This window comes from Jiangella endophytica, from assembly GCF_003427025.1.
Taxonomy (GTDB): domain Bacteria; phylum Actinomycetota; class Actinomycetes; order Jiangellales; family Jiangellaceae; genus Jiangella; species Jiangella endophytica.
The window spans coordinates 220,486-243,897 of record NZ_QVAI01000005.1 but is presented as its reverse complement, the minus strand read 5'-3'; the positions used below and the strand labels follow the sequence as shown (position 1 = coordinate 243,897).

Annotated in this window: 20 protein-coding genes; 14 read left to right on the top strand and 6 right to left on the bottom strand. The window is 73.0% G+C overall.

The features are described from left to right. Window positions 1-6: 6 nt before the first annotated feature. Window positions 7-408, bottom strand: coding sequence for a hypothetical protein (locus DZA62_RS12970; protein ID WP_116949313.1), 402 nt, complete (start codon window positions 406-408; stop codon window positions 7-9). A gap of 178 nt (window positions 409-586) precedes the next feature. On the opposite strand from DZA62_RS12970, the gene DZA62_RS12965 reads away from it, so the two are divergent. Genes DZA62_RS12965 through DZA62_RS12935 form a run of 7 tightly spaced genes read left to right on the top strand, consistent with a single transcriptional unit; the run spans window position 587 to window position 8,582 of the window. Then, window positions 587-1,750, top strand: a complete 1,164-nt coding sequence (locus tag DZA62_RS12965; RefSeq protein WP_116949312.1) for an ROK family transcriptional regulator — start codon at window positions 587-589, stop codon at window positions 1,748-1,750. Further along, window positions 1,747-2,706 carry a carbohydrate ABC transporter permease gene (locus tag DZA62_RS12960; protein ID WP_116949311.1) on the top strand — a complete coding sequence of 320 codons (960 nt, stop codon included), beginning with the start codon at window positions 1,747-1,749 and terminating at the stop codon, window positions 2,704-2,706. Before DZA62_RS12965 ends, DZA62_RS12960 begins: the two co-directional genes overlap by 4 nt. Continuing rightward, window positions 2,699-3,499, top strand: a complete 801-nt coding sequence (locus tag DZA62_RS12955) for a carbohydrate ABC transporter permease (protein WP_116949310.1) — start codon at window positions 2,699-2,701, stop codon at window positions 3,497-3,499. Before DZA62_RS12960 ends, DZA62_RS12955 begins: the two co-directional genes overlap by 8 nt. Window positions 3,500-3,512: 13 nt before the next feature. Next, window positions 3,513-4,760, top strand: a complete 1,248-nt coding sequence (locus DZA62_RS12950; protein ID WP_116949501.1) for an ABC transporter substrate-binding protein — start codon at window positions 3,513-3,515, stop codon at window positions 4,758-4,760. Then, the gene (locus tag DZA62_RS12945) at window positions 4,757-5,896 is read left to right on the top strand and encodes a glycoside hydrolase family 15 protein (RefSeq protein WP_116949309.1); all 1,140 of its coding nucleotides are present in this window, start codon (window positions 4,757-4,759) and stop codon (window positions 5,894-5,896) included. The genes DZA62_RS12950 and DZA62_RS12945 overlap by 4 nt, the downstream gene beginning before the upstream one ends. Then, on the top strand, window positions 5,893-8,121 hold the full coding sequence (locus DZA62_RS12940; RefSeq protein ID WP_116949308.1) for a glycoside hydrolase family 31 protein: 2,229 nt from the start codon (window positions 5,893-5,895) through the stop codon (window positions 8,119-8,121). Before DZA62_RS12945 ends, DZA62_RS12940 begins: the two co-directional genes overlap by 4 nt. A 41-nt stretch (window positions 8,122-8,162) precedes the next feature. Next, window positions 8,163-8,582 carry a VOC family protein gene (locus DZA62_RS12935; protein WP_116949500.1) on the top strand — a complete coding sequence of 140 codons (420 nt, stop codon included), beginning with the start codon at window positions 8,163-8,165 and terminating at the stop codon, window positions 8,580-8,582. Here DZA62_RS12935 and DZA62_RS12930 read toward each other — a convergent pair. After that, window positions 8,576-9,721, bottom strand: coding sequence for a glycerol dehydrogenase (locus tag DZA62_RS12930; protein ID WP_116949307.1), 1,146 nt, complete (start codon window positions 9,719-9,721; stop codon window positions 8,576-8,578). The genes DZA62_RS12935 and DZA62_RS12930 overlap by 7 nt on opposite strands. A 256-nt stretch (window positions 9,722-9,977) precedes the next feature. On the opposite strand from DZA62_RS12930, the gene DZA62_RS12925 reads away from it, so the two are divergent. The 3 genes from DZA62_RS12925 to DZA62_RS12915 are packed head-to-tail and all read left to right on the top strand — an operon-like array spanning window position 9,978 to window position 12,000. Then, window positions 9,978-10,712, top strand: a complete 735-nt coding sequence (locus tag DZA62_RS12925; protein WP_116949306.1) for a hypothetical protein — start codon at window positions 9,978-9,980, stop codon at window positions 10,710-10,712. Next, a complete protein-coding gene (locus tag DZA62_RS12920) occupies window positions 10,709-11,527 on the top strand; it encodes a HoxN/HupN/NixA family nickel/cobalt transporter (protein WP_116949305.1) in 819 nt (272 codons plus the stop codon). Before DZA62_RS12925 ends, DZA62_RS12920 begins: the two co-directional genes overlap by 4 nt. Window positions 11,528-11,547: 20 nt before the next feature. Beyond that, complete coding sequence (locus DZA62_RS12915) at window positions 11,548-12,000, top strand: hypothetical protein (RefSeq protein ID WP_116949304.1); 453 nt, start codon at window positions 11,548-11,550, stop codon at window positions 11,998-12,000. Here DZA62_RS12915 and DZA62_RS12910 read toward each other — a convergent pair. After that, on the bottom strand, window positions 11,994-13,490 hold the full coding sequence (locus DZA62_RS12910) for a DUF7059 domain-containing protein (RefSeq protein ID WP_116949303.1): 1,497 nt from the start codon (window positions 13,488-13,490) through the stop codon (window positions 11,994-11,996). The genes DZA62_RS12915 and DZA62_RS12910 overlap by 7 nt on opposite strands. Before the next feature lie 17 nt (window positions 13,491-13,507). On the opposite strand from DZA62_RS12910, the gene DZA62_RS12905 reads away from it, so the two are divergent. The 3 genes from DZA62_RS12905 to DZA62_RS12895 all read left to right on the top strand — a co-directional run bounded on the left by DZA62_RS12905 (window position 13,508) and on the right by DZA62_RS12895 (window position 15,372). Continuing rightward, window positions 13,508-13,816: a DUF2470 domain-containing protein gene (locus DZA62_RS12905; protein ID WP_198663703.1), complete on the top strand. Its 309-nt coding sequence runs from the start codon at window positions 13,508-13,510 to the stop codon at window positions 13,814-13,816. Window positions 13,817-13,869: 53 nt separating this feature from the next. Continuing rightward, entirely contained in the window at window positions 13,870-14,742 is an 873-nt protein-coding gene (locus DZA62_RS12900) for an aminoglycoside phosphotransferase family protein (RefSeq protein WP_116949302.1), read from the top strand. Between the two features lie 72 nt (window positions 14,743-14,814). Next, complete coding sequence (locus DZA62_RS12895) at window positions 14,815-15,372, top strand: dihydrofolate reductase family protein (protein ID WP_116949301.1); 558 nt, start codon at window positions 14,815-14,817, stop codon at window positions 15,370-15,372. A 151-nt stretch (window positions 15,373-15,523) separates the two neighbouring features. Here the strand turns inward: DZA62_RS12895 and DZA62_RS12890 are convergent, their stop codons facing one another. The 3 genes from DZA62_RS12890 to DZA62_RS12880 form a co-directional block, all read right to left on the bottom strand. Continuing rightward, window positions 15,524-16,174 carry a LysE family translocator gene (locus DZA62_RS12890; RefSeq protein WP_116949300.1) on the bottom strand — a complete coding sequence of 217 codons (651 nt, stop codon included), beginning with the start codon at window positions 16,172-16,174 and terminating at the stop codon, window positions 15,524-15,526. A gap of 400 nt (window positions 16,175-16,574) precedes the next feature. Further along, the gene (locus tag DZA62_RS12885) at window positions 16,575-21,686 is read right to left on the bottom strand and encodes an HtaA domain-containing protein (RefSeq protein ID WP_116949299.1); all 5,112 of its coding nucleotides are present in this window, start codon (window positions 21,684-21,686) and stop codon (window positions 16,575-16,577) included. Continuing rightward, on the bottom strand, window positions 21,683-22,462 hold the full coding sequence (locus DZA62_RS12880) for a hypothetical protein (RefSeq protein WP_198663702.1): 780 nt from the start codon (window positions 22,460-22,462) through the stop codon (window positions 21,683-21,685). Before DZA62_RS12880 ends, DZA62_RS12885 begins: the two co-directional genes overlap by 4 nt. A gap of 183 nt (window positions 22,463-22,645) precedes the next feature. On the opposite strand from DZA62_RS12880, the gene DZA62_RS12875 reads away from it, so the two are divergent. Next, on the top strand, window positions 22,646-23,335 hold the full coding sequence (locus DZA62_RS12875; RefSeq protein ID WP_198663701.1) for a biliverdin-producing heme oxygenase: 690 nt from the start codon (window positions 22,646-22,648) through the stop codon (window positions 23,333-23,335). Window positions 23,336-23,412: the final 77 nt, after the last annotated feature.

The window sequence follows — 23,412 nt, the reverse complement described above, 5'->3', positions numbered from 1 at the left end:
GCCGCGCTACTTCGCGCCGCCGGTGAACGGGGCCTCGCCCGGCTTCGAGGCCCGAAACCGCAGCGCCGACCACACGTCATCGATGGCGACCTGGCCGTTGGGGCGCAGCCCGAACTCGACGACGATCGGCCAGAGCGTGTCGCGGTTGATGTCGGAGCGGCCGGCCTTCGGGTAGGCGACCCAGACGACGGGCGGCGTCGTCACCGTGTCGCGATGGGCCCCGAGGACCCGGCGCGCCGCTGCCTCGTCGTCGGCGAAGACGACCGCCACGCCGGCGTCGGCCGGGCCGTCGACGAGGCGGACGCCGGCCGGCAGCGGGTCGAGCAGGCGCTGCCGGTCAGGGTCCGACACCCACACCGAGGTACCAGGCTTCACCAGCAGTTTCTCGGCGACGGTCTTGGTGCTCATCAGGTACTCCGCTTCCGCCGCAGAACGGCCCTCGTGCGCTGTCGCTGAACACCTCCAGCTTGTTACCGACAAAAAGTTTTGTCAAGGATTGATCGATTGTCGGTGGCCCGATCCACTTGACAGGTTGATGCCGCGGGTGTTTCTTTATGACTAACTTTAGTCCCGAAGGAAGTGCCGGATGCCCGTTCCCCGCGGTGACCTCACCCGCTCGGCCGTGCTGGCCGCGCTGGGCACGTCCGGTCCGCTGAGCAGGACGGACATCGCTCGAACGCTGGGCGTGAGCCCGGCCACCGTCACCCAGATCGTGAAGGACCTGCTGGCCCGCGGCCTGGTCGCCGAGGTCGAGCACCGGCCGTCGCGCGGCGGCCGTCCCGCGGTGCTGCTCGGGCTCGTCGGCTCGGCCGGGCGGGCCCTGGGCGCCAAGGTCGCGGCCGACCACGTCGCCGTCGTCGACGTGCGGCTGGACGGGCAGGTGCGGCAGTCGTGGGACTGGCCGTTCGACGCGATGGCGGCCGACGCACCCGACCGGCTCGTCGATCTGCTCCGGCCGCTGCTGGACGACACCACCGACGACACGGCCGCGCCGGTCCTCGGCATCGGCGTCGGCGTCCCCGGCTCGGTCGACGACCAGGAGGCGGGCGCCGTCGACGCACCGACACTGGGCTGGCGGGGGCTCGCCCTCGGCGCCCGGCTGCGCGCCGCCCTGCCGGTCCCCGTCCTGGTCGAGAACGACGTCAACGCGCTCGCCGTCGCCGAGCGGCTGTACGGCCGGGGCCGCGACCACCGGAACTTCCTCGTCGTGACGATCGGCCGCGGCGTCGGCGCCGGGCTGGTCGTCGACGGGAGCGTCTACCGCGGCGCGGGTGGCGGCGCCGGCGAGTTCGGCCACTTCCCCGTCCAGCCCGGCGGGCCGCGGTGCTCCTGCGGCAACACCGGCTGCCTGGAGGCGTCGGTCGGCCAGGAGGCGCTGCTCCGCGCCGCCCGCGACGCCGGTCTCGACGCACCGGACGCGACGATCTTCGCGGCGGCAGGTGAGCTCTTCGGCCGCGGTGTCGCCGGCCTGATCAACGTGATGGACCCCGAGGTCGTCATCGTGCTCGGCGAGGGCACCCGCGCCTGGGAGGACTGGCGGCCGGGCTTCGAGCCGAGCCTGCGCGCCCATCTGATGCCGTCGCGCCGAGGCGTGCCCGTCGTCGTCGAGTCGTGGGACGACACGTCCTGGGCGCTCGGCGCGGCCGCGCTGGTCCTCGCGACGCCGTACGACGCGGCCGGTGCGACCGGCGGTCAGGGCGAACTGGTCAGGGCCCGGCTCGGCGGCGCGCTCGCCGGGGAACTGCCATGAGCACGACGACGAGCAGCCGCCCGAGCACGACCGCCGCGCCCCGCCGGCAGCGGCCGCGCCGTCGCAACGCGCTGCGCTACGGCGGCAACCGGCTGCGCTACGCCGGCATCGTCGCGCTCTTCCTGGCTCCGAGCCTGATCCCGCTGACGCTGTTCACGCTGGTCCCGATGGTCAGCTCGCTGTGGGTCGCGCTGCACGACTGGAACCTCATCACCCCGATGGAGTTCGTCGGGCTGGCGAACTTCCGCGACCTGCTCTCCGACGGCGACACGTGGGCGGCGTTCGGCCACACGCTCGGCTACATCGCCGGCTACCTGCCGCTGGTCTACCTCCTCGGCCTGGCCGCCGCGCTGGCGCTGAACACCGCGCTGCGCGGCCGCAACGTGTTCCGGGCGGCGTACTTCCTGCCGGTCGTGACGAGCTGGGTGGTCGTCGCTCTGCTCTGGCGCTGGCTGCTGAGCCCGGCGAACGGCCTGGTCAACCACCTGCTCGGGCTGGTCGGCATCGACGGCCCGGGATGGTGGACCGATCCGACCTGGGCGATGCCGTCGGTGATCCTCGCGTCGGCGTGGAAGGACCTCGGGTTCGTCATGATCATCCTGCTGGCCGGGCTGCAGGCGATCCCCGGCGAGCTGTACGACGCGGCGAAGGTCGACGGGACGAGCGCCTGGCAGCGGTTCCGGCACGTGACACTGCCGCTGCTGTCGCCGTCGTCCTTCTTCGTCGTGGTCATCTCGCTGATCAACGGCTTCCAGGTGTTCGACCAGGTGTACGTGATGACCGGCGGCGGGCCGGCCGGCTCGACCGAGGTCGTCGTCCAGCAGATCTACGACCTCACGTTCCGCTACGGCCGGGCCGGCGACGCGTCGGCGCTGTCGTGGCTGCTGTTCGTGGTGGTCCTGGTGGTCACGATCATCCAGGTCCGCGGCCAGCGCAGGTGGGTGACCTATGCGTAGGGCGTTGCTGTACGCCGGCGTCACCGTCGGCGCTGTCGTCATGCTGTTCCCGTTCGTGTGGACGGTGATCACGTCCATCACGCCAGGCGCCGGGCTGGGCACTCCCGACCTCATCCCGGACGAGCCGGGCCTGGACGCGTACCGGACGCTGCTCGACGCGATGCCGTTCTGGCGGATCCTGGCCAACAGCCTGTGGATCGCGGTCGCGTCGACGTTGCTGCAGCTCATCACCAGCGCGATGGCCGCCTACGCGTTCGCCCGGCTGGACTTCCCCGGCCGCAACGCGCTGTTCCTCGTGTACCTCGCGACGCTCATGGTGCCGATGCAGGTGCTCGTCGTCCCGCTGTTCATCGAGATGCGCGAGCTGAACCTCGTCGACACCTATGCCGCCCTGCTGGCGCCGAGCATCGCGTCGGCGTTCGGTGTGTTCCTGCTGCGGCAGGCGGTCGCACAGGTCCCGATCGAGCTGGACGAGGCGGCGACCATCGACGGCGCCGGGCACCTGCGCATCTTCGTGTCCGTCGTCTGGCCGCTCATCCGCCCGGCGCTGGCCACGTTCGCCGTCCTGGCGTTCATGTCCAGCTGGAACAGCTTCCTCTGGCCGCTCGTGGTCATCCGCTCGCCGGAGCTCATGACGCTGCCGCTCGGCCTCAGCACTCTGCACGGCCAGTTCACCACCGAGTGGGACGTGGTGATGGCCGGCTCCGTGATCAGCATCGTCCCGATCGCCGTGCTCTACCTCGCGGCGCAGAAATACGTCATCCAAGGCGTGGCCCGCTCCGGGCTCAAGTGAAATGGAGTTCCCCATGGCTCACCCGATCCGCCGCGGCACCGTCGCCGCCGCGGCCGCACTGCTCACCCTGTCGGCCTGCTCCCAGGGCTCCGCGACCCGCGAGGACGGCGGCGAGGCCGGCCAGGTCGTCGTCCGGTACCAGGAGTTCTCCTCCAACGGCGGCAACGAGGCGAACCTCGAGGCCATCGTGGCGGCGTTCGAGGAAGAGAACCCCGACATCGACGTGCAGGTCGAGACCACGCCGTACGCCGACTACTTCACCAAGCTGCAGACGGCGGTCGCCGGCGGCACCGAAGCCGACGCGTTCGAGCTGAACTACGAGAACTTCGTGACCTACGCCGAGAGCGGCGCGCTCGCGGAGCTCGACGTCGACGGCGGCGCCTACACGCCGTCGCTGCTGGAGGCGTTCCAGCACGACGGCGCCCAGCTCGGCCTGCCGGAGTCGTTCAGCGACGTCGTCCTCTTCTACAACAAGGACCTGTTCGCGGCGGCGGGGGTTCCGGAGCCGACGGCGGACTGGACGTGGGCCGACGAGCAGGCGGCCGCGGCGGCCCTGACAGACACCGCGGCCGGTGTCTGGGGCGACTACCAGCCGGCGACGTTCCACGAGTTCTACAAGGCGCTGGCGCAGGCCGGCGGGCAGTTCCTCACCGATGACGGCAGCGCGACGGCGTTCAACAGCCCTGAGGGCATCGCCGCCGCGACGTGGCTGGCCGGAAAGTCCGGCACCGTCATGCCGACCGAGGCCGAGGGCGCGGGCACGCCGGACTTCGACTCGACGCTGTTCCGCGAGGGCAAGCTGGCCATGTGGCACAGCGGCATCTGGATGTTCGGCCCGCTGGCCGACGTCCCGTTCGAGTGGGACGTCGTCGTCGAGCCGGGTGACCAGACCAAGGCCAGTGCGATGTTCACCAACGGCGTCGTCGTCAGCGCGAACAGCGAGCACCCCGAGGAGGCGCAGGCCTGGCTGGAGTTCCTGACGTCGTCGGACACCACCGTCGACACCCGGCTGAGCGCGGGCTGGGAACTGCCGCCGATCGCCGACCAGGACAAGCTGGCGCCGTACCTCGAGCAGACCCCGCCGGCGAACCGCCAGGCCGTCTTCGACGCGCTGGACGCGACCGTGCTGCCGCCGGTCATCGTCCGCCAGCAGGAGATGCAGGACGCCGTCACCGAGGAGCTGGGCAACGCCGCGGCCGGGCGCAAGACCGTCGAGCAGGCCGTCGCCGACGCCGCCGCGCGGGTGGACGAGCTGCTGTGACCGATCTCGACACCCCGGCCGGCCTCGGCGAGCTGATCGCGCTCGCCGATGCCGGCCACCGGGTCATCGCCACCCACCAGGCGCCGTCCGGCGCCTATCCGGCCAGCCCGACGTTCAGCGCGTACCGCGGCTACAGCTGGTTCCGCGACGGCGCGTTCATCGCCGAGGGCGCCAGCCGGTACGGCGACGCCGACGGCCCGGCGGCCTTCCACCGCTGGTGCGCCGACGTGCTGACCAAGCGGACGGACCAGGTCGACGCACTGGTCGAACGGGCCGTTCGCGGTGAGCACATCCCGGTCGCGGACCTGCTGCCGACCCGGTACACGATCGACGGCGGCGTCGGGAACGACCCGTGGTGGGACTTCCAGCTGGACGGCTACGGCACCTGGCTGTGGGCGCTGGCGGCGCACTCCGACCGCCACGGCCCGGTCGACGACGTCGAGGCGGGTGTGGCGACGGCGGTGCGGTACCTGACGACGTTCTGGGCGCGCCCCTGCTACGACTGGTGGGAGGAGCACGTCGACCACCGGCACGTGTCCACGCTGGGCGCGATCCGGGCCGGGCTGGCGGCGACGACGCACCCGGCGCTGGCCGGCGCGCTGTCGGCGGGTGAGCGTGCGGCCGCCACCGATGCCGTCGCGGCGATCGACGCCCTGGTGCTGGCCGAAGGGGTCGCCGACGGCGGTCACCTGACGAAGTGGCTCGGCGCGGCCGACGTCGACGCGAGCCTGCTGGCCTGCGTCGCGCCGTTCGGGCTGGTCGGCGTCGGCAGCGATCTCGGGCGAACGACGGTGGCCGCGGTCGAGGACGCGCTGTGCGTCGGCGGCGGTGTGCACCGGTACGCGGCCGACACGTTCTACGGCGGCGGGCAGTGGCCGCTGCTCACGGCCTTCCTCGGCTGGAACCACGCGGTCGCCGGGCGGCGTGACGAGGCGCTGGCGTCGCTGCGCTGGATCGCCGCGCAGGCCACGCCGTCGGGCGAGCTGCCGGAGCAGGTCGGGCATCATCTGCTGGCCCCGGAGCGCGAGCAGGAGTGGATCGACCGCTGGGGCACGGTCGCGACGCCGCTGCTCTGGTCGCACGGCATGTACCTGACGCTGGCGGCCGAGCTCGGCCTGGTGGGGAGGGCCCGATGATCCGGCACCGTCCGTTCGGCTCCGAGCACCCGTATGCGGTCACCGGCGACCAGCGGGTGCCCGCGCTCCCGGTCGGCGGGGAGAGCTGTGAGCTGCGGGTGCGTGCCGCGCCCGGCGTCGACGCCGTCGTGTGCGAGTGGTCCGGCCCGTCCGGTGTCGAGACCTGGCCGCTGCTGCCCCCGTCGGCGGGGCCCGCCGGCTCGGACGACGGCGGCGACGGCGGACACCTGGCCGCCGCCCAGGCGCGGTCGCTGGCCGACCGGTCCTTCTGGTCGGTGACGACGCCGCCGCTGACCGCCGGGACGCCGTACCGGTACCGGTTCGTGTCGACGACGGCATCCGGTGCGGTCCGCAGGACGCGGTGGTTCTCGGTGGCGGCGGGCGCGTGGTCCGCGTCCGGCGGCACGCTGTCGCTGGACGGCGGAGCCGACCGGCTGGTGCCAGGCAGCGTCGAGTGGCTGACCGGCCCGGAGGGGCCGCGGCGGGTCCGGTTCGCGCTGCGGCTCGCCGAGGGTGAGCACGTGGTCGGGTTCGGCGAGCGATACGACGCCGTCGACCAGCGCGGGCGCACCCTGGACGCCGTCGTGTTCGAGCAGTACAAGGCGCAGGGCGCGCACGGGCGGACCTACCTGCCGATGCCGTTCGCGCTGGTCGTCGGCGCCGCCGGGTCGTGGGGGTTCCACGTCCGCACGGCGCGGCGCACCTGGTACGACGTCGGCGCGACGACACCGGACCGGCTGGTCGTCGAGGCCGACCTCGACGGCGACGACGCGCTCTGCATCGGGGTGTTCGACGGGTCGCCCGCCTCGGTGGTGCGGCAGTTCCTCGACGAGGCCGGCCGGCCCGAGGAGCTGCCCGACTGGGTGTTCCGGCTCTGGGCCAGCGGCAACGAGTGGAACACGCAGGCCCGCGTGATGGCCGAGATGGACGCCCACCACGAGCACGACATCCCCGTCGGCGCACTGGTGATCGAGGCGTGGAGCGACGAGTCGACGTTCACCGCGTTCCGTGACGCTCGGTACGAGGTGAACGAGGACGGCGGGCCGCACCGGCTGGCCGACTTCACCTTCCCCGCCGACGGCGCCTGGCCGGACCCTCGCAAGATGGTGAAGGAGCTGCATGCGCGGGACGTGAAGGTGCTGCTCTGGCAGATCCCGCTGCTGAAGATGCGGCCGCACCCGACCGGCCAGCTGGCGGCCGACGCCCGCGCGGCGGTGGCCGGCGGGTTCGTCGTCACCGAGGACGACGGGCGGCCCTATCGCAACCGAGGCTGGTGGTTCCCGCTCGCGCTGATGCCGGACCTCGCGTCGGAGAAGGCGCGCGCCTGGTGGACGGAGAAGCGTCGCTACCTGGTCGAGGAGGTCGGCATCGACGGCTTCAAGACCGACGGCGGCGAGCACGCCTGGGGGCACGACGTCGTGCACGGCGCCGGGTCGGCCCGCGGCCTGGCCGGCAACAACCGGTTCCCGGTCGAGTACGCGCGGGCCTACGGCGACCTGCTGCGCTCGGCGGGCAAGGCGCCGGTGACGTTCAGCCGGGCCGGGTTCACCGGATCGCAGGCGCACGGCGCGTTCTGGGCCGGCGACGAGGACTCGACGTGGTCCGGCTTCCGTAGTGCCGTGGTGGCCGGGGTGACGGCCGGCGCCTGCGGGATCGTCTACTGGGGCTGGGACCTGGCCGGCTTCTCCGGCGACGTGCCGGACCCCGAGCTGTACCTGCGGGCCGGTGCGGCGTCGGCGTTCATGCCGATCATGCAGTACCACTCGGAGTTCAACCACCACCGCCTGCCGCTGCGCGACCGCACCCCCTGGAACGTCGCCGAACGGACCGGGGACGAGCGGGTGCTGCCGGTGTTCCGCCGGTTCGCGCACCTGCGGGAGCGGCTGGTCGACTACCTGTCGTCGTCGGCTTCGGCCGCCGTCGCCGGTGGGGCGCCATTGATGCGCGGGCTGTTCTTCGACCACCCCGCCGACGCGTCCGCCTGGGCCGTCGTCGACCGCCAGTTCCTCCTGGGCGACGCGCTGCTGGTGGCGCCCGTGCTCTCGCCGGGCGCCCGGACGTGGGACGTGTACCTGCCGGAGGGCTCATGGGTGGACGTCTGGACGGGCGAGGTCGTCAACGGTGGCCGCACGGTGACCCGGCCGGCGCCGATCGACGAGATCCCCGTCTATTGCCGGTCGTCGGCCTGGCCCGGCCTTCGCGAGGTGTTCGCGGACCTGCCGTAAACCGGTCGTCCGGCGAGGCCGCCGTGCGGCAGGGTGACGCCATGACGTCCCGCATCTCGCACACGAGCATCGACTGCGCCAACGCCTACGAGCTGTCGGAGTGGTGGAAGCAGGTCATCGGCTACGTCGACCTCGCCGACGACCCCAACGAGCCCGGCCACGAGGAGTGCCTGATCCAGTCCCCCGACGGCAGCCACCACGTGCTGTTCATCGAGGTACCGGAAGGCAAGACGGTGAAGAACCGCATCCACTTCGACCTGCGCCCCACCGACCGCGGCCGCGACGAGGAGGTCGAGCGGCTGCGCGGCATCGGCGCCACCGAGGTGGCCGACCATCGTGGCAAGTACGGCCCGGGCACCGGGTGGGTCACCCTGGCCGACCCGGAGGGCAACGAGTTCTGCGTCCTCCGCAGCGACACCGAGGTGGCCGCGGCCGCCGCGGAGGCTGCGTCGGATCAGTGACCGTGCGGTGCGGGTGCGGGCAGTCCGGCCTCGGCCCGGACGGTGCGCGCGTAGCCCTCGATCGAGGTCAGCGCGGCCACGAGCTCGGCCGGGCGGATCTCGAAGGGCATGCTGTAGATCGTCTCGCCGGGCGCGGTCGCGGCCGCCGCGATCGTCGCCAGCTCCTTCTCGTCGTCGGGTGAGAGCCCGACCTCGGTGAGGGTGTTGGGGAGCCCGACCCGGGTCGTGAACTCGATGAACTCGCGGATGTCCCGGGTCGGCGCGCCCTCGAGCACCAGCTGGGTCACGGACCCGAGGTTGACCTTCTGACCGTGCGCGAGTCCGTGCGTCTGGTGGACGGCGGTGAGCCCGTTGTGGATGGCGTGCGCCGCCGCCAGGCCGCCGGACTCGAAGCCGATGCCCGAGAGCAGCGTGTTCGCCTCGACCACCTTCTCCACCGCGGGTGTCACGACGTTCGCGCGCACGGCGTCCAGCGCCGGGAGCGCGTTGTCCCAGAGCACGTCCCAGGACAGCTCCGCGAGCGCCGTGCCGGTCAGGGTGGGCAGCCCGCCCGCCATCGTCGAGGCGTACGCGCTCGCCGTGGCCCGCGCCTCGAGCCAGGTGGCGAGCGCGTCCCCGACGCCCGCGGCGAGGAAGTCGGCCGGGGCGTTCGCGACCACCTGGGTGTCGACGAGCACGAGGTCGGGGTTCTTCGGGAAGAACCGGTACTCCTCGAACGCCCCGTCCGCGGTGTAGATCACCGACAGCGCCGACGTGGGGGCGTCGGTCGACGCGACGGTCGGCACGGTGACCCAGCGGATGCCCGAGAGGAACCCGGACGCCTTGACGGCGTCGATGGTGCTGCCGCCACCGATGGCGACGACCACGTCGGCGTCCTGGTCCGTGATCACTGCGACGAGCCGGTCGACCTCCGCCGCGGACGGGATGCCGTTGAAGTTCTCGCGGCGGACCGGCAGGCCGGCGGCCGCCAGGGAGGCGTCGACGTCGTGCCCGACGAGGCCCCAGACGATGTCGTCGGCGACGAGCAGCGGAGCCCCGCCCAGCGGCTTCAGGAACTCCCCGAGGCGGTGGATCGCGCCCTTGCCCTGGACGTAGCGTCCGGGACTGATGATCGTCTTCACCGGGAACGAGTCGGACATGGTTGATCTCCTTTGATCGAGCGCCGGCGCGGTGGCCTCGGAGCGGTGCCGATGGAGCGACTCACGCTAGGGAGCGCCGGACAGGGTTCCAAGGTGCTCAATCGCCAGGCGATAAAAGGCACCTTGATCATCGGCGAACCGGACATGCCGTGACGAACGGGATGTTCATCGGGGGTTCATGCGGACGACGGCCGGGCGGCGGACGCTGCGCGCCCGGGCCCTGTTGGCTGTGCGGAGTCTCGCCGAAGGAGGGCCGGTGCCGATCGTCCACCGCAGCCGCGGCGCGCGCCGACTGGCCGCCGCGCTCGCGGCCGCCGCTGTCGCCGTCACCGCAGGGGTCGTCGCGGCGCCGCCGGCCGGCGCACATCCGTTCGGGCCGCCGCTGTCGGCGCGGCTGGACGTCGACGGGACGGAGGTGGCGGTCACCTGGACCGCCGCCGAGGACGACTGGGTCAACCTGGGCGAGTTCCTCGGCGCGTTCACCGGCCAGACCGACCAGACCGCCGGAACGGGCGCGCAGCTGACCGGCGCCGACCTGCTGGCCCGCTCGGACAACCTGCCCAGCTACCTGCTCTCGCACTTCGTCGTCGAGCAGGACGGGCGACCCTGCGAAGGGCAGGTCACGCAGTTGCGGGATCTGCTGACGCTCGGCGCGGGCATGGTCTACACCTGCCCGCGCCCGGTCGGCACCGTCGAGCTGACGGTCACGACGCTCACGGACATCAACGAGAACTACCGCACCGTCGTCACGTCGGACGTCGCGTCCGAGCCGGCGCAGGCGCTGTTCACGAACACGACCGCGACCCAGCAGTGGAGCTTCGACGCGACACCGGGCGGCGGCGGGACGGCGCGAGTCGCGCTGATGGCGGCCGGCGGGCTGATCCTCGCCGCCCTCGCCGGCAGCCTGCTCTGGTGGCGCCGCGGCACGACCCGGCCGGCTCCCGCGGCCGACGACCGGAGCGCCCCGCAGACCCTCGAGGCGGCCCGGTGAACTGGCTCTACGAACTCGACAACCGGCTGATCGCGCTCTTCGACAACCCCGGCGTCTGGTGGGCCGGGCTCGTCGTCGCCGTCGTGGTCGGCTGCGCGCACGCCGTCGCACCCGGGCACGGCAAGACCATCGCGGCCGCCTACCTGATCGGCGCACACGGACGGTACCGCGACGCGTTCCTGCTGGGCGCGATCGTCGCCGGCATGCACACGTTCTCGGTGCTCGTGCTGGCGCTGGGCTGGGTCGGTCTGACGGCGTCCGGCGGGACCGACACGCGGCTGCTCACGTCCTGGCTACAGGTGATCTCGGCGCTGATCGTCGTCGCCGTGGGGGTCGGGTTGCTGCTGCGGTACGTCCGCAGCGTCCGGTCCGAGCCGGCGCTGGCCGCGGCCGGTCATGGGCACGGGCACGGCCATGGGCACGGCCATGGGCATGGCCACGGGCACGGGCACGGGCATGAGCCGCCGCCCGGGGTGGCGCCGTGGTCGCGACGGGGTCTGGTCGCGCTCGGCCTGTCCGGCGGCCTGCTGCCGTCGCCGTCGGCGTTCCTGATCCTGGTCAGCGGCATCCTCACCGGCCGCACGGCGTACGCGCTGATCCTGGTGGTCTGCTTCGCGGTCGGGCTGGCGGGGACGCTGACCGCGGTCGGCCTGCTGGTGATCAAGGGCAGCGCCCTGCTGGCCGACTCGGCGCATCGCTCGTCCCGGCTTCGGTGGATCACCCGGGGCGTGCCGCTGGTCGCCGCCGTCGGCGTGACACTCGGCGGCCTCATCTACCTGGTCGTCGGTGTCACCGCCGTGGCCGGCGCCTCCTGAGGGGCGCTAGCCTCCGGGACATGGACGACCCCATCGGCAACCCCGGCGTCGACGTGGCCGCGAGTGGTCTTCTGCCGCACGTCGGCGACCTGCCGGCGTTCGGCGGCCTGCGCTGGAACGACGATGACGATGTCCTGGAGGTCCGGCGACTGACGTCCGCGACGCGGGAGCAGCGGGCGGCGCTCACGGGCGCGGTCGAGCACCTGCTCGCCGCATCGGCGTTCACCGTCGCGGTCCGGCTCGTCGACGCCGGCACCTCCGACCCGGCCGGCGCCGCACAGGCCAAGGCGGTGTGGGACGACCGCCCTTCCTGGGCCGGCGAGCAGGCCGCCCACCTGACCGGGACGTTCTACGACCAAGCGAGCGAGACGGTCGTCGTCCACGTGGCGCCGGAGTTCGACCAGGCGGCGGTCACCCCGCCCACCGGCGCGTTCCCCGTCGAACTCAGGATCGGGGTCATCAGACCCTACTGAGGGGCGGCGAACTCCAGGAAGCCGTCCTGGACCAGCGTCCGCACCCGCGGCAGCAGATCGGCCCGCAGCGCGGCCTCGTCCGCCTCCAGCACCGTTGCCAGCGCGTCGACGATCGTGCCGGCGGGCAGCGTGCCGTCGCAGGCGCCGACGAAGCCGGCCTCGGCGGTGCCGGCGGTGACGGCGCGCAGCAGACCGCGCCGCTGGCGGAGCACGATGTGCTCGGGGTCCTCGTCGCCGGGCCGGCCGATCTGCTCCTGCACGACGCCGTCGGCCTGTACGAGGCGGGCGCCCAGCAGCGCCTCGTCGCCCACGCGCAGGTCGGTGACGCGGTCGAACCACGCGCCGACCGTGGGGCCGAGCGGCTGCTCGACGGCGTGCGGCCATTCCTCGATGCGCACGACCGGGTCCGCCACGCCGGACCGGCGCAACGCGATCCAGCCGAACCCGATCCCCTCGACCGACTGCTCGTCGAACCAGCGCAGCCAGTCGGAGTAGCGCTGCGCGTAGCCCGTGTCGCCGATCTCACCGGAGTCGCGCAGCCACAGCTCGACGTACTCGGCCGGGTCCTCGACCTCGCGCTGGATCACCCAGGCGTCGCAGCCGGTCGACGCGACCCACTCGCCCAGCCGGTCACGCCAGTCCGAACCGCGCACGTGGGTCCAGTTCGCCAGCGATTGCAGCAGCCCGCCCTCGGCCAGGTGCCGAGCACCGTCGACGACGACGCGCCGGGAGATCTCGTCGCCGGGGAGGCCACCGTCGCGGTACACGTGCGTGCCGCCGGGCGAGACGACGAACGGCGGGTTGGTCGCGATCAGGTCGAACGCCTCACCGGCGACCGGCTCGAACAGGCTGCCGCGGCGCAGGTCGACGTCCAGGGCGTTCAGGCGGACGGTCAGCGCGGCCAGCGCCAGCGCCCGCGGGTTCACGTCGGTCGCGACGACCCGCTCGCTGTGCCGGGCGAGGTGCAGCGACTGCACCCCGCAGCCGGTGCCGAGGTCGAGCGCATGCGAGACCGGCCGGCGGACGGTGAGCTGCGCGAGCGTGCTGGACGCGGCGTTGAGGCCGAGGACGTGGTCGTCCGGGATCGGCGCCCGCCGGCCGTCCATGCCGGGGGTGAGGTCGGCGACCACCCACCAGTCACCGGCGTCGTCGGCGTACGGCCGGATGTCGACCACGGCCCTGACGGTGTCGCCGTCGGCGCTGGCCTCCAGGATGCCGCCGGACAGCAACGGCTCGACCGGCAGCACGCGCTCGAGCAGCCACCGCTCGACCGGCGCCTGCAGCGACCAGAGTCGCGCGAGCAACGCCGCCGGTTCGTCCCGGCCGCCGACCGCGAGGCGGCCCGGCGTGGTCTCGTTGCGGTCCAGGGCCGCGGCGGCGCGCGGGCCGAGCACTTCGCGGACGCCGTCGACGGTGTACCCGGCCGCCGCCAGCGCATCGCGCACGCGGGCGACGTCGTCGTCGGACAGGCCGGGAGTTGGTGTCGTCACGCCGATATTCTGTCGTGGTGAGCGAGAACCCGTTCGGACCCGAGGTCATCGCGGCCGTCAGCCGCCACATGAACGACGATCACGCGGCAGACTCGCTGGTCATCGTGCGCGGGCTCGGCGACACGCCGGACGCCACCGCGGCCCGCATGACGCACGTCGACGGCACCGGGGTCGACTTCTCCGTCACCGCCGCCGGCGTCGACCGCACCGTGCGGGTGCCGTTCGCGCGTCCGCTGACGGAACGTCCAGAGATCCGGCAAGAGATCGTCCGCCTCTACACCGAGGCCGCCACCGCGCTCGGCCTCGAGCCCCGCACCGAGGACTGACGCTGGCGCGCGCGGTCGGCGTCCGCATCACGTACGCGGACGTCCCGGCAGGGGTGCGCGACTGGGTCGAGGCGTCGCTCGGCTCGCCCGTCGTGACGACGAACGAGCAGTCCGGCGGCATGTCGCCGGGCTGCGCGACCCGGCTGGTGACCGCCGGCGGGCGGACGGCGTTCGTCAAGGCGGTCGGCACGTCGCCCAGCCCCGGCACACCCGGACTGTTCCGCCGTGAGACCGACGTGCTCCGGTCGCTGCCGCCGGCGCCGTACCGGCCCGCGCTGCTCGCCGGCTACGACGACGGCGACTGGGTGGCGCTGCTGCTCGAGGACGTCGACGGACGCCCGCCGGACCTCGCCGACCCGCACGGCGCCGACGCGACCGCCGTCCGGGAGCTGGTGGAGCGGCAGGCCCGCGAGCTGACGCCATCGCCGCCGGCCCTCACCAACCGGCGGCTGCCGGACATGGCCGAGCGCTGGCGGGAGCGCTGGGCCGAGCTCGCCGGCACGCCGGAGCACGTCCTGCCGCCGTGGCTGACCGGCCACGGCGCCCAGCTCTCTTCGCGGGTCGCGACGTTGCCGGAGCGGCTGGCCGTCGAGTCGCTGTGCCATTGGGACGTCCGCGAGGACAACCTGCTGGTCCGGCCGGACGGCGCCCCGGTGATCGTCGACTGGGGGATGTCCTGCCTCGGCCCGTCCTGGGGCGACGCGTTCATGCTGGCGCTGACCTGGGTCGATACGCCGGCGTTCGATGAGCTGATGGCGAGGTGGCCGGTCGACCCCGACATCGTCACCGACCTGCTGCTGGCCTTCGCCGGGTCGCAGGCCTGGCGCGGTGCACAGCCGATGAAGCCCGGGCTGCCCACGCTCGCCGACTACTGCCGCGCCGAGGCGGCGCGCGGATTCATCGGAGTTCGCCGGCGCCTCGGCTGATGGCGCCTCGAGATCGATTGCCCTAGAGTGCTCGCCAACCGATTGCGATTCGCAAGCAGTGGAGGTGCACGGATGGGGACGCTGAGCTACGCGATGCTCACCTCGGTCGACGGCTACATCTCGGACCAGAACGGGGCGTTCGACTGGGCCATGCCCGACGAGGAGCTGCACACCTTCGTCAACGAGCTGTCGGCGCCGGTGGGGACGTTCCTCTACGGCCGGCGCATGTACGAGACGATGGTCTACTGGGAGACCGCGCACAACGAGCCCGGCCAGCCCGACTACGTGCTCGATTGGGCCCGGCTGTGGCAGGCGGCGGAGAAGGTCGTGTACTCGTCGACGCTCGAGTCCGTCAGCAGCGAACGGACCCGACTGGAGCGCACCTTCGACCCCGACGCCGTCCGCGCCCTGAAGGAGTCGTCGGAGAAGAACCTCACCGTCGACGGACCCGGACTGGCTGCCGCGGCACTTCGGGCCGGACTTGTCGACGAAGTCGGGCAGATCGTGTGCCCCGTGGTCGTCGGCGGCGGCACCCGATTCTTCCCCGACGACGTCAGGCTCGACCTCGAACTGCTGGACGAACGCCGGTTCGGCAACGGCGTCGTCTACCTGAACTACCGGGTGCGGTAGACCGGCGTCAGGTCGCGGCGAGCCCGCATGGCGGCGGCACGACGTCGCGGCGGGCCCCGCGTCCCACCCGGGCCCACGCCACAGCGGACCCACGACAGAGCGGCCCCCACGTCGCGGCAGGCCCGCTGACGGCGGCCCCGTCGCGGCAGCGTCAGGTCGCGGCGGCGACCGGCCTGGACCGGTCGGTGAGCATCCGCATCGCCAGCCCGGCCAGCACCGACCCCATGACCCAGCGCTGCGCCCGCATCCACAACGGCCGCGAGCCGAGGAACGACGCCAGCGAGCCGGCGGTCAGCACGATCAGCGCGTTGACCGTCAGCGCCACCACGATCTGGGTCAGTCCGAGCACCACGCTCTGCCCCGCCACACTGCCGCGCCCAGGGTCGACGAACTGCGGCAGCAGCGACACGTAGAGGATCGCGATCTTCGGGTTGAGCAGGTTGGTGACCAGACCCATGGTGAACAGCCGACGAGGCGGGTCGGGCGGCAGCGACTTCGGCGCGAACACGGAGTCGCCGCCCGGCCGGATCGCCTTCCACGCCAGCCACAGCAGATACGCCGCACCGGCGATCTTCAGCGCCGTGTAGAGCGCCGGCACCAGCGTGAACACCGCCGCGATGCCGACGGCCGCGGCGAGCAGGTAGACGAAGAACCCGGCCGCGACACCGGTCAGCGAGATGAGTCCCGCGCGGCGCCCCTGGGTCACCGACCGCGACACCAGGTAGATCATGTTCGGCCCCGGCGTGAGCACGAGGCCCAGCGCGACTGCCGAGATTCCGAGCAACGCTCCGGTGGTCACCATGTCGGATCCAACCGGCCGTTCGCCGGATCGATTCCGCCCGTCGTCCGCCGGTCGCGGGTCGGCCGGCCGATCCGCGCCGGCCCCGCCGGGCGCCGGACGACGACCACCCTCGCCGACGCTCGGCGGGCTGCTGCTGATCGGCGGACGGGTCAGCACAGCGCTGGACACCGGTGGGCGATCCTCGCCGGCCCGGTGGCTCCCGCTGGCGGCCGCCGCCCTCACCGCCGCGCCACTGAGCTCTCATCGCTGCCCCACCCATCCGAGTTGATCTTGGAAAGAGAGTATGTCAACCTTTCTTCAAGATCAACTTCGATCGACGAGGAGGGGCGACATGCGTACGATGAATGGCCGTGCACCTGGCCGTCCTCCCGAAGGAACGACCAGGTGCACCATCGAACGATCAGGCCCTGCGGCGGCGGTCGTAGAGCCCAACCACGATGCCGCCGGCCAGCAGCGTCAGCCCCGCCATCAGGACCACCAGCGGGTCGGTCCCGGTGTCGGGCAGGTTGCCGTCGCCCCTGTCGGAGCCGCCCTCGGAGCCGTTCTCAGAGCCGTCGTCGGTCCCCTCGTCGGTCCCGTTGTCGGTCCCGTCGTCCGACCCGCCGGCGTCACCGCCGTCCTCGGCCCCGCCCTCGTCGGAGCCGCCGTCGTCGCCCGGCTGGGCGGCGGTGACGGTGAACGGCGCCGATGCGGTCAGCGCCGAGTCCGCGCCGGTCAGCGTGACGGTCGCCGGGCCGACCGGCGAGTCGGCCGGCACGGTCCAGTCCAGCGTCACCTCGCCGTCGGCCGACGTCGTGCCGCTCACGGTCACCGGCTCGGTCTCCGCCGCCTCGGCCAGCTCGTCGGCACTGACGAACTCCAGCGGCACCCGCAGGTCGAACGCGCGGTTGGCCGCCGACCGGTGGTCGGTGCGCAGGTAAAGCACGCATCCGGCGTCGCAGTCGGCGTACTCGTCGGCAGCCACCAGCGCTATCGACGTCTCGGCCACGCCGTCGGCGATCGGCACGACGATGTCCTCGCTCCCCGGGTACGGGAAGCTGGTGATCCACCGCGACGTGCCGGACTCGCCGGTCGTGTCGGCGCCGCCGATGGCCGGCGTCGCGACCTCGCCCGGACCGTTGTCGACCGCCGTCAGCAGGTAGAACCCGGCCGGGGCGTCCGGCGTGTTCTCCTCGCTGGTCGGCGCCAGCCCGGTCAGCGTGACGTCGAGCTCCCCGCCGTCGACGACCAGCAGCGTGCCGTCGCGCCGTACCAGCGGGTTGCCGTCCGCGGACCGCACGGTGATCGTCTGGCCGTGGTCGTTCTCGAAGGTGAGCTCCTCGGTCGCGGCGTCGATGAGAATCGTCGCCTCGACGGTCTCCTCGGCGCCGAACCCGGTGCCCGTGAACGTCGCCGTCTCGCCCTGCGCCACCGTCTCCGGGTCGACGCCGACCGCGGGGTCGGGCTCAGGCTCGGGTTCGGGCTCCTCGTCCGCCGCCTCGACGGTGAACGCGGTGCTCGCCAGCGAGTCGTCCGCGACGACGAGGTCGACGGTGTGCCCGCCGACCGCCAGGTCGGCCGGCACGGTCCAGCCGATCTCGACTGTGCCGTCCTCACCGGCGGTGCCGGTGCCCGCCTCGGCCGAGGCGGCGGTGGCCCGGAGATCGGACCCGGCCTCACCGACCGGGACGGCGAACGTGACGGCGTCCAGCTCGGTGCCCGCGGGGTAGAAGTCCGCGAACGCCGCCACGCCGTCTTCGGTCAGCGCCGCCGGCACGTCCGACGCCGCCACGACCCCGCCGGACTCCGTGACCGGGTGGTCGGTGAAGTCCAGCGCCGCCAGCTCGACATCGTCGTAGGTCACCAGCTCGCCGGAGTCCAGCGACTTGCTCACCACGTCGGCCACCAGCACACCGTCCGTGGCCGACGTCACGGTGACCCGCGGGTCGGTGACGGTCAGCTCCAGCAGCGGCCCGGCGCCCATGTCGTGCCCCGAGAAGTACACCTCACCGCCGAACGCCAGCGCCGTCGCGTCGCCGGTGCCCTCGGCGAATCGGTAGGTGCCGTCGGCGTTCTCGGTCGCCGGGTCGCGCACCTCGATCGTGCCGTGCGCGATCGGCCCGGTGATGTAGTTCCGGAACGACGCCTTCACGCCCCAGTCGAGCGTGCCGATGCCGGCCGGCGGCGCGTCGCGGTCGACGACCGCCGTCACCGTCGCGCCGGGCTCGAACCCGGTACCGGTGAACGTGACCGGCTCGCCCTGCACCACCGGGTCGGGGTCGACGGTGACGGCCGGCGGCTCCGGCTCGGGGCCGGGGTCGGCCGCGAACGTCACCGGGACCACCACGTCCTGGCTACGGTCGGCGCGGTAGTCGACCGGGGCCGCGTCGGACGCCTGCGCCGAGCTGAAGCTCGCCACGAAGCAGGCGGTCTCCAGGCATTCCACGCCGCTGCCGGTCACGGTGCCGGCCAGCGTCAGCGTCCGCGACAACGCGCCGGACGCATCGGCCTGCACGACCTCGTGCTGCAGCCAGCCGGTCGGCCAGCCGTACTCGGGGTCCTGCTCGGCGTTCGCGGTGATCGCCAGCGAGATGCGCCGGTTCGGGGCGAATCCGGTCCCCTCGATCCTCACCTCGGTGCCGACGACCAGGTCGTCGGTCGGCGTGACGGTGAGCTGCGGCGTTCGGACGTCGGCGAACTCGATCGGCGTCTGCGTCGTGTACGCGGGGTCCGCGGTCGGGTCGACCGGCGACGTGTACACCGCCAGCGTCGTGCCCGGCTCGACCGCGCCCGTCGTCAGCGTCACCTCGAACACGCCGAGCGCCGCCCGGCCGTACGACAGCAGCCCACTGACCGGCTCGAACGCGACGGTCTCGACGGGGTCCAGCTCCGGCACGCCGCCGTCGCCGGTCACCACGCCGACACCGACCCGCAGCCCGCCGGCCAGATCGGCGGGAGTGAACCCCGACCCGGTCACGGTGATCTGGTCGGCGAACGGGTCGAGGTTCTCGACCTCCGACACGACGACCGTCGGCGTCGGGGCCGGCGGCTCGTCCTCGAGGGTGACGCTGAACGTCACGGGGTCCAGCTCGGTGCCCGCCGTGTAGAAGCCGGCGAACGCCTCGGCGCCCGCCTCCGTCAGCGCCGCCGGAACTCCGGACGCCGCGGCGACGCCGCCGGTCACCGTGACCGGATGGTCGGTGAAGTCCAGCGTCGCGAACTCGACGTCGGCGTAGGTCACCAGCTCGCCGGAGTCCAGCGACTTACTCACCACGTCGGCCACCAGCACGCCGTCCGTCGCCGATGTCACCGCGACCCTCGGGTCGGTGACGGTCAGCTCCAGCAGCGGCCCGGCCCCGGAGTCGTGCCCGGAGAAGTAGACCGCACCAGCGAACGCGAGCTCGGCCTCCTCCGCCGACCCGGTCCCGGCGCCGTCGGCGAACCGGAACGTGCCGTCCTCGTTCCGCGTGGCCGGCTCCCGCACCTCGATGGCACCGTGCGCGATCGGCCCGGTGATGTAGTTCCGGAACGACGCCTTCAGGCCCCAGTCGAGCGTTCCGGCGCCCGCGGACGGCTCCTCGTCCTCGAACGCGATCGCGACGAACACGCTCTGCTCGAGGTCGGCGCGCCGGCTCGGGAACACCGCCACGGCGCACTCCTCCTCACGGCAGTCGACCGTCGTGCCGTCCTCGGTGGTGAAGGCCGGCGCCAGGCCGTCGAGCTTCAGGCTCCACGCGCCGTCGCCCTCGCCGGGGACCAGCTGGCTGGTGCCCGACGGGTTGCGCGGCAGCTCGCGCGGGTCGCTCGCCGTGCCCTGCGCGCTGGTCTGCACGACCAGCAGGTGGTCGCCGGCGACGAAGCCGGTGCCGTGCACGTAGGTCGAACCGCCCTCGGCCGGGAAGTCGGTCGCGTCGAGCGTCACCGACGGCGCGGGCCGCTCGGCGTCGTCGAACGCGATCGGCACCCAGACGTCCTGGGTCCGGTCGGCCGGGTCGCCGAAGTCGTAGGCCAGCACGACGCACTCCACGACCTTGCAGTCGTAGACGTCGCCCCCGCCGTCCGGGACGAACCGCGACGTCACGGCGTTGAGCGACGCCGGGACGAGGAACTCGCCCTCGGCCGTCGTCATCACCCGGGCCGAGCCCATCGCCTTCGGCCAGGTCGACGGGTCGGTGCCCTCCACCCGCACGGCCTGCACGACCTCGATGGCGGTCTGCGGGTCGAATCCGCTGCCCGACACCTCCACGACGTTCGTGCCGGCGTTGTCCAGTCCGGTCGCCGTCGAGACGGTGAGCGCGGGGACCGCGGGTTCCTCATCCTCGGCGACGGCGAGGGGGGCGGACAGCTCCTGATCGGCGTTGACGGTGCCGCCGGCGGCGTAGGTGTACACGCCCGGCGTGGTGCCGTCCGGCCACTCGACCGGCTCACCGGTCGTGCGGTCGACCGGCTTGGCCAGCGTCAGCTCGGCCGTGAACGTGCCGTCAGGCTGCACGTCGGCCCACTGGGCCCTGATCGCGTCCTGGTACTGCGCCGGCACCAGGTCCAGCGCGGCCTGCGCCAACGCCCACTGCTGAGAGCCGACGGTCCGCGCCGACGACGGCGCGCCCTGCGACGGCTGCCACTGGTCGGCGAACGAGCCGAACACGACGTAGGCACCGGCGGGAACTCCGGCCGGAATGGGCGGGCGGTTGCCCTCCGGGGCGACGTTGCCCTCGGGGTCGAACCCCTCGCCCTTGACCACCACGGTGTCCCCGTAGGTCAGCTCCGCCTCGCCGGCCGGGGTCACGCCGTCAGCGGCGAACACCTCGATCGACGGCTCCCACACCGGGTCCGGCTCGTCGGCCTCCAGCGTCGCGGTGAAGGTCAGCGGGTCGAGCACGGTGCCCGCGGCGTAGAAGTTCGCGAACGCCGGCACGCCGGCCTCGGTCAGCGTCGCAGGAACGCCCGCGGCCGACACCGTGTCGCCGTCGAACGTCAGCGGGTGGTCGGAGAGATCGAGGCCGGCCAGCTCCACGTCGTCGTAGGTCACCAGCTCGCCGGAGTCCAGCGACTTGCTGACGACGTCGGCGATCAGCACGCCCTCGGTCGCCGACGTCACGGTGACCCGCGGGTCGGTGACGGTCAGCTCGAGCAGCGGGCCGGCGCCCATGTCATGGCCGGCGAAGTACACCCCGCCGACGAAGGCCAGTTCGGCCGTGCCGGCGTCGGCGTCGGCGGTGCCGGTCGCGTCGGCGAACCGGAAGGTCCCGTCCTCGTTTCGCATGGCGGGGTCGCGGACCTCGATCGAGCCGTGCGCGATCGGGCCGGTGATGTAGTTCCGGAACGACGCCTTCACGCCCCAGTCGAGGGTGCCGGCAACGGCGTCGGCGGCAGTCCCGGCCGGTTCGGCGGCGGCGCCGGCGGCCGTCGCGGCACTCCCGGCCGGTTCGGCGGCGGCCAGGGCCGCGGGTGCGGTGCCCGCGACCAGCGTGCCGGTGCCGAGCGCGGCGGCGAGCACGGCCGCCACGGTCCGTCTGAACGTTGTGGTCCTCACGGTCGGTTCGTCTCCTCGGTGCGGCGGCGAGCGGCGACGGCCACGACTCCGCCGCCGAGCAGGGCCAGGCCGGCCAGCGCGGCCGGGACGATCGGGGCGCCGGTCTCGGCGAGGTCGGACCCGCCGCCGGCCGCGCCGGCCGCGCCGGCCGCGCCGGCCGCGGCGCCCGTGGCGCCAGCGGCGCCCGTGGTCGACGACGGCGACGGGGTGCTGCCTGAGTCGGCGCCCGACGCTTCGCCATCGGCGTCGCCGCTGCCGGACCCGCCCGCGCCGGCGAAGGTGAGCGGAAGCAGCACGTCGGCGCTGCGGTCGGCGGTGCGGGTGTGGTCGGCGCGGGTGCCGACGACGCAGCCGTTGGGCGCCTGCGCGGGGTCGAGGCAGTCGGTGAACTCGTCACTCGCGGTGACACTCAGCTGCACGTCGAACGATCCCTTGCCGCCGACTTCGTCGAACGGCGTAGCCAGGCCCTCGCCGTAGGACGGCGGGTTCGACGAGATCCACGCCGAGGAGCCGCCGCCACCCTCCATGTCGGCGCCGCCGAGGCACGGCGTGGGCTGCTGACCAGCTCCGTTGTTGACACACACGACGACGTAGATGCCCTTGGTGAGGTCGTAGCCCTCGCCGTGGATGGTGATCGTCTCACCGGCCGGGTCGAGCCCGTCGACCTTGGAGACGGTGATCGTCTGGCCTTCCGGACCGGTGGCGGATGCGGCCGCCGCGGTCTCGGCGAGGCTCAGCGAGCCCCCCGTCGCCAGGACCACCCCCAGCGCCGTCACGAGTCGACGGCGACGCGAACGCCGTCGGGAAACGTCGGACATGTCCCACCCTTCAACCTGATGTCGGGGTTCTGCGGATCATGAGGCACAGTAACGGTAAAGGTAAGGCATACCTACATTGGGGTAGGCAAACCTAAGATGCAATACTTGTCTCAAGTGCAGCGCCGACCCGGAGGAGCATCCGTGCCGACCACTCGAACGCCGGCCGAGGCCGAACCCCGAACGTTCTCCCAGGCCCTGCGCGAACGCAGCTGGCACCTGCACGACGTCGCGAACGGCGCGGACTACATCAACGCGCTGATGGAGGGCCGCATCAGCCGAGCGGGCTACACCGCGCTCGTCACGCAGCACCTGTTCGTCTACGAGGCGCTGGAATCGGTCGGCGCCGGCATGCGCGACGATCCGATCGCCGGGCCGTTCGTCTCCGACGAGCTCGAGCGCGTGCCGTCGCTGCGGCGCGACCTCGCGTTCCTGCTGGGCGGCGCCGACGCCGTCGACGACCTCGAGCCGCTGCCCGCGACCCGCCACTACGCCGACCGCATTCGCGAGACGGCGCAGTGGCCCGGCGGCTTCGTCGCCCATCACTACACCCGCTACCTGGGCGACCTGTCCGGCGGACTGGCCGTCGGGACGCTGGTCTCGCGCACGTACGGCTTCGAGCTGGGCGGCGACGGCGTGCGGTTCTACCACTTCGAGCAGATCCCGAAGCCGCGGCCGTTCAAGGACGCCTACCGTGCCCGCCTCGACGCGGCGCCGTGGAACCCGGACGAGCGGGAACGCGTCATCGACGAGGTGATCGCCGCCTACGGGATGAACACCGAGATCTTCACCGAGCTCGGCGCGGCCCACCCGTCGCTGCCCGCGGCCGGCTGACGTGCGGCGTCGAGGTCACGGTCTGGTCGTCGCCGTGGCGGCCGGCCTGCTGTTCGGCGCGACGGCGTGCGTGGCGG

Coding starts and splice junctions, on each gene's coding strand:
- DZA62_RS12895 (WP_116949301.1), top strand. CDS start 14,815: ATGGGGACGCTGAGCTACGCGATGCTCACCTCGGTCGACGGCTACATC.
- DZA62_RS12915 (WP_116949304.1), top strand. CDS start 11,548: ATGGACGACCCCATCGGCAACCCCGGCGTCGACGTGGCCGCGAGTGGT.
- DZA62_RS12950 (WP_116949501.1), top strand. CDS start 3,513: ATGGCTCACCCGATCCGCCGCGGCACCGTCGCCGCCGCGGCCGCACTG.
- DZA62_RS12930 (WP_116949307.1), bottom strand. CDS start 9,721: ATGTCCGACTCGTTCCCGGTGAAGACGATCATCAGTCCCGGACGCTAC.
- DZA62_RS12970 (WP_116949313.1), bottom strand. CDS start 408: ATGAGCACCAAGACCGTCGCCGAGAAACTGCTGGTGAAGCCTGGTACC.
- DZA62_RS12940 (WP_116949308.1), top strand. CDS start 5,893: ATGATCCGGCACCGTCCGTTCGGCTCCGAGCACCCGTATGCGGTCACC.
- DZA62_RS12960 (WP_116949311.1), top strand. CDS start 1,747: ATGAGCACGACGACGAGCAGCCGCCCGAGCACGACCGCCGCGCCCCGC.
- DZA62_RS12935 (WP_116949500.1), top strand. CDS start 8,163: ATGACGTCCCGCATCTCGCACACGAGCATCGACTGCGCCAACGCCTAC.
- DZA62_RS12955 (WP_116949310.1), top strand. CDS start 2,699: ATGCGTAGGGCGTTGCTGTACGCCGGCGTCACCGTCGGCGCTGTCGTC.
- DZA62_RS12965 (WP_116949312.1), top strand. CDS start 587: ATGCCCGTTCCCCGCGGTGACCTCACCCGCTCGGCCGTGCTGGCCGCG.
- DZA62_RS12890 (WP_116949300.1), bottom strand. CDS start 16,174: ATGGTGACCACCGGAGCGTTGCTCGGAATCTCGGCAGTCGCGCTGGGC.